The organism is Sphingomonas aliaeris, assembly GCF_016743815.1.
Taxonomy (GTDB): domain Bacteria; phylum Pseudomonadota; class Alphaproteobacteria; order Sphingomonadales; family Sphingomonadaceae; genus Sphingomonas; species Sphingomonas aliaeris.
In genome coordinates this window covers 1,112,896-1,127,645 of record NZ_CP061035.1, presented here as the reverse complement: position 1 = coordinate 1,127,645, position 14,750 = coordinate 1,112,896, and the positions used below count along the sequence as shown (strand labels likewise).

Here is a 14,750-nt window from a genome sequence, read left to right as displayed (position 1 = left end):
GTCCCTGCTAACGCGCCCTCGCATCGCGGCGTTCCTTTTCGGATGCCGCGCCCGGTCCACCAGCCCCGAACCTTGAGGAACCCGCATGGTCCCCCGCTATTCCCGCCCTGACATGGCCGCGCTCTGGACGCCGGAAGCGCGCTTCCGCATCTGGTTCGAGATCGAGGCGCATGCCACCGACGCGCTGGCGGAACTGGGCGTGGTGCCGAGGGAAGCGGCGCAAGCATTGTGGGCGTGGTGGAATACCAATCCGGCGATCGACGTCGCCGCGATCGACGCGATCGAGGCGGTCACAAAGCATGACGTGATCGCGTTCCTGACCTGGGTCGCGGACAATGTCGGCGATCAGGCGCGCTTCATGCATCAGGGCATGACCTCGTCCGACGTGCTCGACACCTGCCTGTCGGTGCAGTTGGCGCAGGCGAGCGACCTATTGATCGCCGATCTCGATGCGCTGCTCGTCGTGCTGGAACGCAAGGCGCGCGAGCACAAACTGACGCCGACGATCGGCCGCAGCCACGGCATCCATGCGGAGCCGGTGACGTTCGGGCTGAAACTCGCCCAGGCTTATGCCGAATTCGCCCGCAACCGCGCGCGCCTCGTCGCCGCACGCGCGGACATCGCCACCTGCGCGATCTCGGGCGCCGTCGGCACGTTCGCCAATATCGACCCGGCGGTCGAGGCGCATGTCGCGGAGAAGATGGGCCTGTCGATCGAACCCGTCTCGACGCAGGTCATCCCGCGCGACCGGCACGCCATGTATTTCGCGACCCTCGGCGTGATCGCCTCGTCGATCGAGCGGCTCGCGACCGAAGTACGCCACTTGCAGCGCACCGAAGTTCTGGAGGCGGAGGAGTTCTTCTCGCCCGGCCAGAAGGGGTCGTCCGCCATGCCGCACAAGCGCAATCCGGTGCTGACGGAGAATCTGACGGGTCTGGCGCGCATGGTGCGCGGTTATGTCACGCCTGCGCTGGAGAACGTCGCTCTGTGGCACGAACGCGACATCAGCCATTCGTCGGTCGAACGCTATATCGGTCCGGATGCGACGATCACCCTGGATTTCGCGCTCGGCCGGCTGACGGGCGTGATCGACAAGCTCGTCGTCTATCCGGCGCGCATGGAGAAGAACCTCAACAAGATGGGAGGCCTAGTCCATTCGCAGCGCGTGCTGCTCGCGTTGACCCAGGCCGGCGTGTCGCGCGAGGATTCCTATCGCCTTGTGCAGCGCAACGCGATGAAGGTGTGGGATTCTGGATGGCGAACTGTCGCTGCTGGAATTGCTGAAGGCGGACCCCGAAGTCACGGCGGCGCTGTCGGTGCAGGAGATCGAGGACAAGTTCGATCTTGGCTATCACCTGAAGCATGTCGACACGATCTTCGACCGGGTGTTCGGCGCCGCCTGACACCCGCCATCGCTGGTGGTCTGTAAGCGACCAGCGTCAATCGTTTGTTAACCGTAACAAAAGTGCAAAAATTGCATTCGCGATTGCGCGCAACAATATTGCGTGGAAGGGAAATATTCCTATTTGAGCCGTACCGGACTTATCCGGCACTCTCGGAGACTATCGATGCGTAATTTTGAAGCCGTCGTCAGCGCTATGCTGGCCCTTGCGGCTCAATCGCTGGTGGTCGGGGCGCTCTTCGCCTTCTGATCCATCGGCCAAGGCCGCCCTTTTCGACAAACCGGAAGGGGCGGACACGGCCTCCGTCTCCACGATATTCCTGCACGTTACGCCAATCCCGATTGGCTCGCTGTCGGCGACCCAGCCGCATCTTAAACGCGGCAATTATATTCAAGACCGTTCGTGCCGAGCATGTCGAAGCACCTGTCCCGGTTTTCCCGCCCCGTCGACAAGCTCAGGACGAACGGTGGGTGCCGGTCGAACCGCGCCGGCGCTCAGCCAGACGCGGCTCCGGGCATCACCCCCAGGCGCTCTTCATCTTTTGGAAGAAGCCTTCGCTCTGCGGATTGCACTCGCCGGTTTCCGTTTCGCGGAACTGTTCCAGCAGCGCCTTCTGCTTGGCGCTCAGCTTGGTCGGCGTCTCCACTTCGATCCTGACGACCAGATCGCCGCGGCCGCGGCCTTGCAGGACGGGCATGCCCGCACCGCGCTGGCGCAGTTCGCGACCGCTCTGCGTGCCGGCCGGAATCTTGATCTGGTGATTGACGCCATCAGGTCCGGGGATGTGGATTTCCCCACCCAGCGACGCGGTCGTGAAGCTGATCGGCGCGCGCGCGTACAATGTCGTGCCTTCGCGTTCGAAGATCGGATGCCGCGCGACGTGCAGGAAGATGTACAGGTCGCCCGGAGGTGCGCCCCGCGCACCTGCCTCGCCCTCACCGGTCAGGCGAACGCGCGTCCCCTCGTCAACGCCCGGCGGGATGTTGACGGTCAGCGTCTTGGTCTTCTCGACCCGGCCTTCACCGTGACAATTGCCGCAAGGATCGGCGATCACCTGACCCGCGCCGTGGCAGGTGGGGCACGTCCGCTCGACGACGAAAAAGCCCTGCTGCGCGCGAACCTTGCCGTGCCCGGCGCAGGTCGCGCAATGCTTGGCGCTGGTGCCCGGCTTCGCACCGGTGCCGTGGCAGGAGTCGCACTGCGCAGAGACGTCGACGGTGATCTCGCTCGACTTGCCCTGGAACGCGTCCTCCAGCGTGATTTCCATGTCGTAGCGCAGGTCCGCGCCGCGACGGGGGCCACGCTGCTGGCCACGTTGCCCGCCCATGAATTCGCCGAAAATGTTCTCGAAAATGTCGCCGAAATCGCCGAAGCCGGCACCCTGGCCGCCACCACCGCCGCCGCCATTGCGGAACGCGTCGTGGCCGAACCGGTCATAGGCCGCGCGCTTCTGCGGATCCTTCAGGCAATCATAGGCTTCGCTGATCGCCTTGAAGCGACCTTCGCTATCCTTGCACCCGGCATTCTTGTCCGGGTGATACTTCATCGCAAGCTTGCGGTAGGACGACTTGATCGTCGCATCGTCCGCGGTGCGCTCGATTTCGAGCAGTTCGTAGAAATCGACTTCGCTTGTCATATCCGGCCCTTAAGCCCTCTCCCACAGGGGAAGAGAATTGGAAAAGGGGCAGCGGGCAGTTCGATATGTGCCACTACCCCTCTCCTGCCTTCGCTTGGTTCGACCGCCCTCCCCGGATCCGGGGAGGGCGAATGTCTTACGACTTCTGGTTGTCGTCGACTTCCGAGAATTCGGCGTCGACCACGTCTTCCTTCGGCGCTTCCGCACCGGCATCGGCATCCGGAGACGCTTCGGCCTGCGCCTGCTTCTCGTAGATCGCCTGACCCAGCTTCATCGCGACCTGTGCGAGCGCGTCGGACTTCGTCTTCATCGCCTCCGGATCGTTGCTTTCGACCGCGGTCTTGGCTTCGGCGATTGCCACCTCGATCTCGGCTTTCAGGCTCGCATCGACCTTGTCCCCATTGTCGGCCAGCTGACGCTCGGTCGTGTGGATCAGGCTGTCGGCGTTATTCTTCGCCTCGGCCGCCGCACGGCGCTTCTTGTCGTCCTCGGCGAACTGCTCGGCGTCGCGGACCATCTGGTCGATGTCCTTGTCGCTGAGACCGCCCGAAGCCTGGATGCGGATCTGTTGTTCCTTGCCCGTGCCCTTGTCGCGCGCCGACACGTTGACGATGCCGTTGGCGTCGATGTCGAACGTGACCTCGATCTGCGGCACGCCGCGCGGTGCCGGCGGAATGCCGACCAGATCGAACTGGCCGAGCATCTTGTTGTCCGCCGCCATCTCGCGCTCGCCCTGGAACACGCGGATCGTCACCGCGCCCTGGTTGTCGTCGGCGGTCGAATAGGTCTGGCTCTTCTTGGTCGGGATCGTCGTGTTGCGATCGATCATGCGGGTGAACACGCCACCCAGCGTCTCGATGCCCAGCGACAGCGGCGTCACGTCGAGCAGCAGCACATCCTTGACGTCGCCCTGCAACACGCCCGCCTGGATCGCGGCGCCCATCGCCACGACTTCATCCGGATTGACGCCCGAATGCGGTTCCTTGCCGAAAAAGTCCTTCACGACCTGACGCACCTTGGGCATGCGCGTCATGCCGCCGACAAGCACCACTTCGCTGATGTCGCTGGCCTTGACGCCCGCATCCGCAAGGGCCTTCTTGCACGGTTCCAGCGTACGCTGGATCAGCGTTTCGACCAGCCGCTCCAGATCGGCGCGGGTGATCTGCTTGACGAGATGCTTCGGGCCGTTCTGGTCGGCGGTGATGAAGGGCAGGTTCACTTCCGTCGTCGCGGCGGACGACAGTTCGATCTTCGCCTTCTCGGCCGCTTCCTTCCAGACGCTGCAGCGCCAGCTTGTCCTTGGTCAGGTCGATGCCTTCGGCCTTCTGGAAATCGCTCGCCAGGAAGTTAAGCAAGGTGTTGTCGAAATCCTCGCCGCCCAGGAACGTATCGCCGTTGGTCGCCTTCACTTCGAACACGCCGTCGCCGATCTCCAGGATCGAGATGTCGAACGTACCGCCGCCAAGGTCATAGACCGCGATCGTCTTGTTCGTGTCCTTGTCGAGACCATAGGCGAGCGCCGCCGCCGTTGGCTCGTTGATGATGCGCAGCACTTCCAGACCCGCAATCTGCCCGGCATCCTTGGTCGCCTGGCGCTGCGCGTCGTTGAAATAGGCCGGTACGGTGATGACCGCCTGCGTCACCGTCTCACCGAGATAGGCCTCGGCGGTTTCCTTCATCTTCTGAAGCGTGAAGGCGCTGATCTGCGACGGCGAATAATCCTTGCCGCCGGCCTGTACCCATGCGTCGCCATTCTGGCCCTTGACAATGTGGTAAGGAACCAGCTCCGTATCCTTCTTGGTGATCGGATCGTCGAAGCGACGGCCGATCAGCCGCTTCACCGCGAACACCGTATTTTCCGGATTGGTCACCGCCTGGCGCTTCGCCGGCTGGCCGACCAGCCGCTCGCCATCCTTGGCGAACGCAACGATCGACGGCGTGGTGCGTGCGCCCTCGGCATTCTCGATGACCTTGGGCTTGCCGCCCTCCATCACCGAAACGCAGGAGTTCGTCGTGCCGAGATCGATACCGATAACTTTAGCCATGGTCCTGTTTGGTCCCCGTCTCTTTAAAAAATTACATCGCGGCCACGGAACCTTTTCACGGGGCCGCGGCACTTCACTGAAGGCGATATAGGGCGGCTTCCGCTTGCCGCAAGATTGTCCCGACCGTAGAGTCGCTTGAAGCTTCCCCCCAAACCATCCCAAAGCGGGAGACGATCACCGTGCGCGTCCCATTGCCCCCGACGTTCGCGTCAGCCCTGACGATCGCCGCGCTCGCGCTCGCCGGATGCAGCCCGCCTGCGGTCGTTTCCGTTGACAATGCCTATGTCCGCCTGCCCGCGGTCTCGCGCGGTGCCGCCGCCGGTTACTTCACGCTGAACGGCGGCGCGACGGACGCCACGTTGCTCAGCGTCCAGAGCAATGTCGCGATCCGTGCGGAAATGCATGAATCGATGAAGTCCGGCGGCATGATGGCGATGAAGCCGCTCGCCTCCGTCCCCCTGCCCGCGCATGGCGAGGTGAAATTCGCACCCGGCGGCAAGCACGTCATGCTGTTCGATATGAACCCAGGTATCAAACGCGGGTCGAAAGTGCCGCTGCTGCTGACTTTCGCCGATGGCCTGCGCGTCCGCACCAACGCCGTCGCGATCGCCGCCGGCGACCCCGTACCGGAGGAATGACGGCCCGTCCGCTCACCCCCGGCGAGACCGAGCTCGCGCGTGGCATGTTCGGTGCCGCGATCGATTACGCGCCCGTCCGCATCATCCAGAAGAAATGGGCCTTCTTCCAGCCGCGCGATACGGTGATGGCGCCGACAGGCAACATCCACTTCCACCCGCACGGAACCCTCTACCGCGACGATTTCGCCGTCGCCGACCGCGCGATCCAGGCGCTGTTCCTGCACGAGATGACGCATATCTGGCAGCATCAGAAGGGTATCTTCCTGCCGCTGAAACGTCATCCCTTCTGCCGCTACGATTATGCGATCCGCCCGGGACTGCCGCTTCATCGCTACGGGCTGGAACAGCAGGCCGAGATCGTCCGCCACGCCTTCCTGCTCCGCTGCGGCTGCACCGTCCCCGGCGCACCGGCGCTTCAGCAGTACGAAACGATCCTGCCGTTCACGCGCGGCGGCTGACGGAGCGAAATACGACATTGATCGGTTAATGGTCGCCGCAGGAGAACGCTCATGCTGAAAGACAAAACGTCATCCGCCATCGTCGCTGTCCGTGACCTTGCGACAGCGCGCCGTTTTTATGGCGACACGCTGGGGCTGACGCATACCAGCGCCAGCGACCACGTCGTCCAGTATGATACCGGCGGCACCACGCTCGTCGTCTATGTCTCCGACCAGGCCGGAACGAACCGCGCCAATTCCGTGGTCTGGGACGTGGGCGACGATATCGAGCGTATCGCGGCGGAACTTGCCACGAAGGGCGTGACGTTCGAGCGCTACGGCATGCCCGACACGACGTTCGCAGACGGCGTCCACCGCACCGGCAATTTCAGGATGGTGTGGTTCAAGGATCCCGATGGCAACATCCTGCACCTCAACAGCGGTTGAGGACGCCGATCACAACGCCGCCAGATCGATCTCCGTATGCCGGTCGACCTTCGCATTCGCCGGCGGCATCGGGTATTTGAGCCCCGTCGCACAGTTGAACAGCACCGCGCTCTCATCCTCGTCGATCCAGCCGAGCCGCAGCGCCTCGCGGTACGCCGCCAACGTCGCACCGCCTTCGGGACACAGCAACAGCCCGTCCTTCTTCGCCGCGTCGTCCACCGCCTGCAGGATCGCCGGATCGCCCACCGCCATCGCCTTGCCGCCGCTTTCGCGCACCGCACGCAGGATGAGGAAATCGCCGACCGCCTTTGGCACGCGAATGCCTGCCGCGACGGTCGCTGCATCCTCCCACCGTTCTGCATGTTCGACGCCCTCGTCGAACGCGCGGACGATCGGCGCGCAGCCGCTCGCCTGCACCGCATACATGCGGGGCCGCTCCGGCCCGATCCAGCCGAGTTGCTCGAGTTCGTCGAACGCCTTCCACATCCCGATCAGTCCGGTGCCGCCGCCGGTCGGATAGAAGATCGCCTGCGGCAGCTGCCAGCCGAACTGCGCGGCCAGCTCCAGCCCCATCGTCTTCTTGCCCTCGATCCGGTACGGCTCCTTCAGCGTCGAGAAATCGAACCACAGGCCCTGCGCCGCGCCGCGGCCGACGATCGCGCCGCAATCGTCGATCAGCCCGTTCACGCGGTACACCCGCGCCCCCTGCACCGCGATCTCGCGCACGTTGATCTCGGGCGTGTCGTCCGGACAGAAGACGATCGTCTCGATCCCGCACCGCGTCGCATAGGCCGCGAGCGCCGCGCCCGCATTGCCGTTGGTCGGCATCGCGATCTTCGTCACGCCCAGCGCCTTGGCCATCGCCACCGCCATCACCAGCCCGCGCGCCTTGAAGCTGCCGGTCGGCAAGCGCCCCTCGTCCTTGACCAGCACGTTCGGGCCGCCGGACCGGGTCAGCGGTATCAGCGGAGTCTCGATCTCGCCCAGACTAACGATATCGCTCGTCCGTCGCACCGGCAGCAGCTCGCGCCACCGCCATAGATCGGTCGGCCTCGCCTCCAGCATCGCCTTGGGCAGGGACGCCTTGATCGCCGGCAGGTCGTAGCGGACGAGTAAGGGGCGCCCGGCACTGGACAGGCCATGCAGCCGGTCGGCCTCGTACCGCTCACCCGTCAGCGAACATTCGAGATGCGTGACGAACGTCGGGCGATCGGTGGTGAGGTTTGGATTGAGCATAGCCGGACTCACTACCATGCACCTGTTTGTTCGAGCGCCTTCAGCAAGGCGCGTTTGCTCTCCGTGCCATACCTCCCGGAGTTGCGCGGTATTTCGACCGGACCTACCACTTCCCTACGACACGCCATTTCCGATGCATATTCCGCAAACGGGATCGCCCCGGATTCCGTCGAACATTCAATCATAGTTCATGTCTTCCTTGGCGAACGTCGTTCGCGACATCCCCGATTAAACCGATCAAGGCATGCGGCATTTCGGTCAAATCCGCCGTTGAACGGGATCGGGGATAATAGCGATCCACCGCAAAACCAATGCCTAAGCCGGCTAGCATGATCTTTCCCTCGGCCTCGACGCAATCGATGACGGACATCAGATGTCGATCCAGCAGGCTTGGCCCGTTATGGGTCAGTGTAGCATCGTCGACCGGCGCGCCATCGGACAACATAACGATCAGCTTGTGCGGTTCGGGGCGATCCGCAATCACCGAAACCGCCCATTCGAGCGCCTCGCCATCGACGTTTTCGCGAAGTAGATCGGGGTGGGTCATCACTTCCCAATCCTGCTCGGACAGCGTTTCTCCGAACGTCTGATATTCAATATGCAGCAAGGCGCACAATCTACCCGGGCGCCTCGGCTGCTCCTGCCACAACCAATCCTGTCGCGCCCGGCCGCCTTTCCACCCAACGGTGGAGAAGCCCAGCACCGCCACTTTGGTGCCTGCGGCGACTAGCGCATCGGACACCCCGCGTGCCGTCGCCGCTGTGTAGATGATTGGGTCGTCGCGCATCGATCCGGAATGATCGATCAGCAGGCAGATAGCCCAGTCGTCCGCTTTGGTGTCACGGAACATCTCCGCGATATCGCCTGCCAGGGATGCCGAGAAAGAATGCGATATCTCGCGAGCCATATTCGCTTTTCGTTGCCAGATCGCCTGATCCTGCAACACCCAGCCTTTAGCGACGAGATACTCGTCCGTTGCGAGCGTGCGCGGCACATCCCGCGCACGCAATGTCAGGTCGTGGGCTGTGGTGTATCGCCGATAGGGTTCGTCCTTTCGGCTGTCCTGAACACTCCGTTTATGGCCCTTGCGACGAGCAAAGGCCCAAAACAGCCAACCGAAGAACCCCGTGGTCAGGACGATCTGGCCAAGACCTCCCCAATAAATTTCGTTGGGACTCAACCCGCCTTGGCCACGCCCACCAATGCCGGACGCAGCAGGCGGTCCTTGATCATATAGCCAGCCTGCATCTCCTGGACTACCGTGCCGGGCTTCTCGTCGCTCGGCAGTTCGAACATCGCCTGGTGGCGGTTCGGATCGAGCGTTTCGCCCATCACGGTCATCTTGGTGATGCCGTGCCGCGCGAACACCGAATCCAGTTCGCGGCCGGTCGCTTCCAGCCCGGCGACCAGACCCTTCATCTTTTCGTCGCCACGCAATTCGGCCGGAATGGCTTCCAGGCCACGTGCGAGATTGTCCGCGACCGACAACAGGTCGCGCGCGAACGCCGTCGCGGCATAAGCGCGCGCGTCCTGCGCTTCCTTCTCGGCGCGGCGGCGGATGTTCTGCGCCTCGGCATGGGCATAAAGCAGCGACTGCTTGGTCTCGGCCAATTCGCCTTCCAGTTCCTTCACGCGGTCGTGCTGCGCCACTTCGGGTGCCGCTTCGGCGGTTTCCTCGCGCAGGTCCGCGCCGTCTGTCGCAATCTTGTCGTCTTCGATCATCGTGCTCTTCCGAAATCCCAAAATCTAAGCGCCGCGGCCCACCAGTCTGGCGAGCGTCGCGGCCGTGAAATCCACCATGGGCACGACGCGGGCATAGTTCAACCGCGTCGGCCCGATCACGCCGACAACGCCGACCACCCGGCCGTCCAGTCCGCGGAACGGTTTCGCGATCACCGACGATCCGGACAGGGAGAATAATTTGTTCTCCGCGCCGATGAATATGCGCGTCGCGTCCCCCGCGCTCGCACTGTCCAGCAGTTCGGCAATCTCCTGCTTGCCCTCCAGATCGTCGAGCAATTCGGTGATCCGCTGCAACTGCACCGCATCCGCCGCGTCGATCAACCGCCCCTGACCGCGTACGATCAACACCGGACGGCGATCGCCATCCTCGCTCCACACCGCCAGCCCACGCTCGATCAGCGTGCGCGCGGCATCGTCCAGCATCGCACGCTCCTCGCCGATCTCCCGCCCGATCTTCTCGCGCGCCTCGGACAAAGTCAGGCCCGACAGCATCGCCGTCATGTAGTTGCCGGCCTGCACCAGGACGGACGGATCGACGCCATGTGCCAGGTCGATCACGCGATTCTCGACGGCACCTTCCTCGCTTACCAGCACCGCGAGCGCCTTGTCCTGCGATAGCGGGACGAAGCTCATCTGCCGCAGGACGAGTTCGCGCTTCGGCACCATCACCAGTCCGGCACAGGCGGACAGGCCCGACAGTGCCGCCGTGGTCGCGGCCAGCGCCGCCTCGACGGGGCCGGGCTGCGTCACCTGCCGCTCGATCGCGGACCGTTCTTCCGCATTGGGCTCCAGCGCCTGCATCATTCCGTCGACGAACAGCCGCAGCCCGGATTCGGTCGGCAACCGCCCCGCGCTGGTGTGCGGTGCCGCGATCAGGCCCAGTTCCTCCAGATCCTGCATCACGTTGCGGATCGACGCCGGCGACAGGTTCAGCCCCGACCGCTGCGCGATCGTCCGCGACCCTGTCGGCGCACCGGTGTGCAGGTAACTCTCCACCACCACGCGAAACACGTCGCGGGCGCGGTCGTTCAGGTCGCTGATCGGTGGAACGGGCATGCCGATGATATGGGGGAGATCGTCGGCAGGCTCAACGGCACATCTCCCGCGCGATGTCGCCGGCCGACGATGGCCGAGTGGACTTGCAATGTTGGTAAATCGTTGAAACGGTACTGCGCGGTCCAACGAGTGCTGTGGCTCGCTGGATGCGTTGGAGAGGACCGATACCGTGTGACTTTCTGTGAACTTCGCCGGCTGCTCCGTGGGGTGACCCGGGGGTGACACGGTCAACGGCACCCACTACGGCACGGCCAAACTATTGCCTACGGAGATATATCATGCGCCCATCCGGCCGCACGCCCGACCAAATGCGCAGCATCACGATCGAACCGCGCTTCACCAAGCATGCCGAGGGGTCGGTGCTGATCGGCTTCGGCGATACCAAGGTGCTGGTCACAGCTTCCGTCGAGGAAAAGGTGCCGCCTTTCATGCGTGGCAAGGGCGAAGGCTGGGTTACGGCGGAATATGGCATGCTGCCGCGCGCAACGAATACGCGCAACAATCGCGAAGCGGCGAAGGGCAAGCAGTCCGGCCGGACGCAGGAAATCCAGCGGCTGATCGGCAGGTCGCTGCGCGCCGTCACCGATATGAAGCTGCTCGGCGAACGCCAGATCGTGCTCGATTGCGACGTGATCCAGGCGGACGGCGGCACGCGGACCGCGTCGATCTCGGGCGCATGGGTCGCCTTGCGGCTCGCCATCGACGGACTGCTCGCCAGCGGCAAGCTGACCGCCGATCCGCTGACGCAGAAGGTCGCGGCGATCAGTTGCGGCATCTATCAGGGCACGCCGGTGCTCGACCTCGATTATATCGAGGATCTCGTCTGCGGATGCCGACGCCAATTTCGTATTGCTCGAAAACGGCAACATCGCGGAGGCTCAGGCGACCGCAGAGGGCGCGACCTATGACGAGGAAGCTCTTTTGCGCCTGCTGCGTTTGGCTCGTATCGGCTGCGCGGATATCTTCGCGGCACAAGCGAAGGCAGTGGCAAAATGAGCGCAAGCGATGGTTCTCTGGGTGACATCCCGCAGGCGATCCGAAAGCTGAAACCCGGCAAGCTGGTGATCGCCAGCCACAATGCGGGCAAGGTTCGCGAGATCCGCGAACTGCTCGGCCCCTTCGGGATCGAACCTGTTTCAGCGGCCGAACTCGATCTGCCCGAACCCGAGGAAACCGGCACCACGTTCGTCGCAAATGCCGAACTGAAGGCGATGCAGGCGGCCGACCTGTCGGGCCTTCCCGCGCTTGCCGACGATAGCGGCCTGTGCGTCGACGCGCTGAACGGCGACCCCGGCGTCTATACCGCCAACTGGGCCGAAACGCCCGATGGCACACGCGACTGGATGTTGGCGATGGGCAAGGTCGAGGACAAACTGGCCGCCTTGGGTCCCGATATCAGCCGCCGGGCGCATTTTGTCAGCGTGCTCGCGCTCGCCTGGCCGGACGGTCACGTCGAATGGTTTGAAGGACGCGCAGATGGCATGCTGACCTGGCCGCCCCGTGGCGATCTGGGCTTCGGCTATGATCCGGTATTCGTGCCGGATGGGCAGGCCCAGACCTTCGCGGAGATGGATCAGGCGGCGAAGCAGGCGATCAGCCACCGCGCAGAGGCGTTCAAGCAGTTGGTAGCCGCCGTACTCTAGGCGGTCGCGGGGGCGACGCTACAGCGCCCCCGCCAAGGCCAGCACGACCCCGATCGCGACCAGGATCAATCCCACGCCTTCGCTGCGTGCCATCCGCTCGCCCAAATAGAAATGCGCGAACGCCATCGTGAACGCGATCTCGACCTGTCCGACGATCCGGACCAGCGCGACCGGTGCCGATGCGAAGGCCGTGAACCAGCACGCAGATCCAAGCGACGACATCAAGCCGACCTGTCCGGCGACGCGCCAGTTGGCGAATACCAAGGCGACCTGATCGCGTTCGCGCCACACCAGATAGCCGCCCTGCAAGACCGTCTGGATCAGCACCGTCGCAGCCAGCGTGAGCACGCCGGCGCGGATATGGTCGTCCGTCCCGATCTCCATCGTCGCGCGCCGGATACCGATCGTCGTCAAGGCGAAGAAAAGCCCCGACGCGATGCCGTAGATTGCGCATCTCTGACCGATTGCGCGAAACAGCTCACGCGGCCCCATCCGCTTGCCCCCGGTCGACAGGATCATCACCCCGGCCACACCGCTCGCGATTCCGAGCCAGACCAAGGGGGCAAGCCGGTCACCCAGCAGGACGACCGACAGCAACGCGCTCTGCACCGCCTCGGTCTTCGAATAGGCCGTACCCACGACGAAGTTCCGTTCCTCGAACGCCATCAGCAACAGGTTGGTCGCGATGATCTGCGCGATCCCCCCGGCGGCGCAGAATAGCAGGAAGTGGCTGCCGATACTTGGGAAGTGCGGCAGCGGCGCGATCACCCATTGATATGTTCCGGCGATCGCGACGGCAAACGGCAGGCCGTACAGATAACGTACGAGCCCCGCCGCATTGACCGACATGCCCTTGCTGACACGGCGCTGCACCGCCGTCCGCCATGCCTGCAAAGCCCCGGCGAACAGGGTCGCCGGGACCCAGATCATCACGCCCGCTCGAGCAACCGCTCGCGCGCGATCTTCTCCTTCCACACAAGCGGCGCCAGTTGATGAACATTCTGGCCTTCACTATCGACCGCCACCGTCACCGGAAAATCCCGAACCTCGAATTCGTAGATCGCTTCCATGCCGAGGTCGGCAAAGCCCACGACCTTGCTGCCCTTGATTGCGCGAGCGACGAGATAGGCGGCGCCGCCGACAGCCATCAGATAAGCAGATTTCGCTTCGGCGATCGCATTGGTCGCATCCGCGCCGCGTTCCGCCTTGCCGACCATCGCCAGCAGCCCCTGACCGAGCATCATCCGGGTGAACTTGTCCATACGGGTCGCCGTCGTGGGACCGGCCGGTCCGACCACTTCTTCGCCTACCGGATCGACCGGACCGACATAGTAGATCACGCGGCCGGCGAACTCGACCGGCAGCGGCTCGCCCGCATCCAGCATGTCCTTGATCCGCTTGTGCGCCGCATCGCGTCCGGTGAGCATCTTGCCATTCAACAACAAACGGTCGCCCTGCTTCCAGGTGGCGACGATCTCAGGCGTCAATGCGTCCAGATCGACGCGGATCGCTGCCTGATCGGGCTTCCAGTCGACCTTCGGCCATTCGTTCAAATCAGGCGCTTCGAGTAAAGCAGGACCCGAACCGTCCAGCGTAAAGTGCGCGTGTCGGGTCGCGGCGCAATTGGGGATCATCGCGACCGGCTTGCCCGCGGCATGACACGGCGCATCCAGAATCTTGACATCCAGGATCGTCGAAAGCCCGCCTAGCCCCTGTGCGCCGATGCCGAGTGCGTTCACCTTGTCGAATATCTCGATGCGCAGCGCCTCGATATCGGTCTTCGGTCCGCGCGCCTTGAGCGGCCCCATGTCGATCGGCTCCATCAGCGCCTGCTTGGCCAGCAACACGCAATGTTCCGCCGTGCCGCCGATGCCGATGCCAAGCATGCCGGGCGGGCACCAGCCGGCCCCCATCTGCGGCAACATCTCCAGCACCCAATCGACGATGGAGTCGCTGGGATTCATCATCTTGAACTTCGACTTGTTCTCGCTCCCGCCGCCCTTCGCCGCAACGTCCACCGAGACGGTGGCGCCGGGAACCATCTCGACGTGGAGGACGCAGGGGGTGTTGTCCTTCGTGTTGCGCCGCGTGAATGCCGGATCCGCCAGAACAGATGCGCGCAGCTTGTTCTCGGGATTGAGGTAGGCGAGCCGCACGCCTTGATCGACGATCTCCTGCAACGACCGGCTCGTGTCGTCGAAGCGGCAATCCATACCCCATTTGACGAATACGTTTACGATGCCGGTATCCTGGCAAATCGGTCGATGCCCCTCCGCGCACATGCGGCTGTTGGTGAGGATCTGCGCGATCGCGTCCTTGGCGGCGGGCGATTGCTCGGCTTCATACGCCTCGCCGAGCGCGCGGATGTAATCCATCGGATGGAAATAACTGATAAACTGCAACGCGTCGGCGACGCTTTCGATCAAGTCGGCTTCACGGATGATGGTCGTCATGGATAGTCCTCGG

Annotated in this window: 11 protein-coding genes and 3 pseudogenes; 6 read left to right on the top strand and 8 right to left on the bottom strand. The window is 63.8% G+C overall.

Annotated elements, in window-relative coordinates:
* Positions 1 to 85: 85 nt before the first annotated feature.
* A pseudogene (gene purB, locus H5J25_RS05130) lies at positions 86 to 1,403 on the top strand (adenylosuccinate lyase).
* Positions 1,404 to 1,920: 517 nt separating this feature from the next.
* Here purB and dnaJ read toward each other — a convergent pair.
* Together dnaJ and dnaK are read right to left on the bottom strand one after the other, a co-directional pair.
* Positions 1,921 to 3,039: a molecular chaperone DnaJ gene (dnaJ, locus tag H5J25_RS05125; RefSeq protein ID WP_202095038.1), complete on the bottom strand. Its 1,119-nt coding sequence runs from the start codon at positions 3,037 to 3,039 to the stop codon at positions 1,921 to 1,923.
* Positions 3,040 to 3,175: 136 nt separating this feature from the next.
* Positions 3,176 to 5,084 (bottom strand): annotated as a pseudogene (gene dnaK / locus H5J25_RS05120) (molecular chaperone DnaK).
* 179 nt (positions 5,085 to 5,263) lie between these two features.
* Here dnaK and H5J25_RS05115 point away from each other — a divergent pair.
* From H5J25_RS05115 to H5J25_RS05105, 3 genes are read left to right on the top strand one after another with little or no spacing between them, the layout of a single operon-like run.
* The gene (locus H5J25_RS05115) at positions 5,264 to 5,722 is read left to right on the top strand and encodes a copper chaperone PCu(A)C (protein ID WP_225883367.1); all 459 of its coding nucleotides are present in this window, start codon (positions 5,264 to 5,266) and stop codon (positions 5,720 to 5,722) included.
* Positions 5,719 to 6,180, top strand: coding sequence for a vgr related protein (locus tag H5J25_RS05110; RefSeq protein WP_202095037.1), 462 nt, complete (start codon positions 5,719 to 5,721; stop codon positions 6,178 to 6,180). Before H5J25_RS05115 ends, H5J25_RS05110 begins: the two co-directional genes overlap by 4 nt.
* 51 nt (positions 6,181 to 6,231) lie before the next feature.
* Positions 6,232 to 6,606, top strand: a complete 375-nt coding sequence (locus tag H5J25_RS05105) for a VOC family protein (protein ID WP_202095036.1) — start codon at positions 6,232 to 6,234, stop codon at positions 6,604 to 6,606.
* A gap of 9 nt (positions 6,607 to 6,615) precedes the next feature.
* Here H5J25_RS05105 and H5J25_RS05100 read toward each other — a convergent pair whose 3' ends face one another.
* The 4 genes from H5J25_RS05100 to hrcA all read right to left on the bottom strand — a co-directional run bounded on the left by H5J25_RS05100 (position 6,616) and on the right by hrcA (position 10,641).
* Positions 6,616 to 7,842 (bottom strand): threonine synthase, encoded by a 1,227-nt coding sequence (locus H5J25_RS05100; protein WP_202095035.1) that lies wholly within the window; start codon positions 7,840 to 7,842, stop codon positions 6,616 to 6,618.
* A gap of 181 nt (positions 7,843 to 8,023) precedes the next feature.
* On the bottom strand, positions 8,024 to 9,022 hold the full coding sequence (locus H5J25_RS05095; protein ID WP_202095034.1) for a cobaltochelatase CobT-related protein: 999 nt from the start codon (positions 9,020 to 9,022) through the stop codon (positions 8,024 to 8,026).
* A complete protein-coding gene (gene grpE / locus H5J25_RS05090) occupies positions 9,019 to 9,564 on the bottom strand; it encodes a nucleotide exchange factor GrpE (RefSeq protein WP_202095033.1) in 546 nt (181 codons plus the stop codon). The genes H5J25_RS05095 and grpE overlap by 4 nt, the downstream gene beginning before the upstream one ends.
* 24 nt (positions 9,565 to 9,588) lie before the next feature.
* Positions 9,589 to 10,641 (bottom strand): heat-inducible transcriptional repressor HrcA, encoded by a 1,053-nt coding sequence (gene hrcA / locus H5J25_RS05085; RefSeq protein WP_202095032.1) that lies wholly within the window; start codon positions 10,639 to 10,641, stop codon positions 9,589 to 9,591.
* Positions 10,642 to 10,919: 278 nt separating this feature from the next.
* Here hrcA and rph point away from each other — a divergent pair.
* Positions 10,920 to 11,637: pseudogene (gene rph / locus H5J25_RS05080) on the top strand (ribonuclease PH).
* Complete coding sequence (rdgB, locus tag H5J25_RS05075) at positions 11,634 to 12,284, top strand: RdgB/HAM1 family non-canonical purine NTP pyrophosphatase (RefSeq protein ID WP_202095031.1); 651 nt, start codon at positions 11,634 to 11,636, stop codon at positions 12,282 to 12,284. The pseudogene rph and the gene rdgB overlap by 4 nt, the downstream one beginning before the upstream one ends.
* An 18-nt stretch (positions 12,285 to 12,302) precedes the next feature.
* Here the strand turns inward: rdgB and H5J25_RS05070 are convergent, their stop codons facing one another.
* Positions 12,303 to 13,214, bottom strand: coding sequence for a DMT family transporter (locus H5J25_RS05070; protein ID WP_202095030.1), 912 nt, complete (start codon positions 13,212 to 13,214; stop codon positions 12,303 to 12,305).
* A complete protein-coding gene (locus tag H5J25_RS05065; RefSeq protein ID WP_202095029.1) occupies positions 13,214 to 14,737 on the bottom strand; it encodes a fumarate hydratase in 1,524 nt (507 codons plus the stop codon). The genes H5J25_RS05070 and H5J25_RS05065 overlap by 1 nt, the downstream gene beginning before the upstream one ends.
* Positions 14,738 to 14,750: the final 13 nt, after the last annotated feature.

Coding starts and splice junctions, on each gene's coding strand:
- dnaJ (WP_202095038.1), bottom strand. CDS start 3,039: ATGACAAGCGAAGTCGATTTCTACGAACTGCTCGAAATCGAGCGCACC.
- H5J25_RS05110 (WP_202095037.1), top strand. CDS start 5,719: ATGACGGCCCGTCCGCTCACCCCCGGCGAGACCGAGCTCGCGCGTGGC.
- H5J25_RS05105 (WP_202095036.1), top strand. CDS start 6,232: ATGCTGAAAGACAAAACGTCATCCGCCATCGTCGCTGTCCGTGACCTT.
- H5J25_RS05100 (WP_202095035.1), bottom strand. CDS start 7,842: ATGCTCAATCCAAACCTCACCACCGATCGCCCGACGTTCGTCACGCAT.
- grpE (WP_202095033.1), bottom strand. CDS start 9,564: ATGATCGAAGACGACAAGATTGCGACAGACGGCGCGGACCTGCGCGAG.
- hrcA (WP_202095032.1), bottom strand. CDS start 10,641: ATGCCCGTTCCACCGATCAGCGACCTGAACGACCGCGCCCGCGACGTG.
- rdgB (WP_202095031.1), top strand. CDS start 11,634: ATGAGCGCAAGCGATGGTTCTCTGGGTGACATCCCGCAGGCGATCCGA.
- H5J25_RS05070 (WP_202095030.1), bottom strand. CDS start 13,214: ATGATCTGGGTCCCGGCGACCCTGTTCGCCGGGGCTTTGCAGGCATGG.
- H5J25_RS05065 (WP_202095029.1), bottom strand. CDS start 14,737: ATGACGACCATCATCCGTGAAGCCGACTTGATCGAAAGCGTCGCCGAC.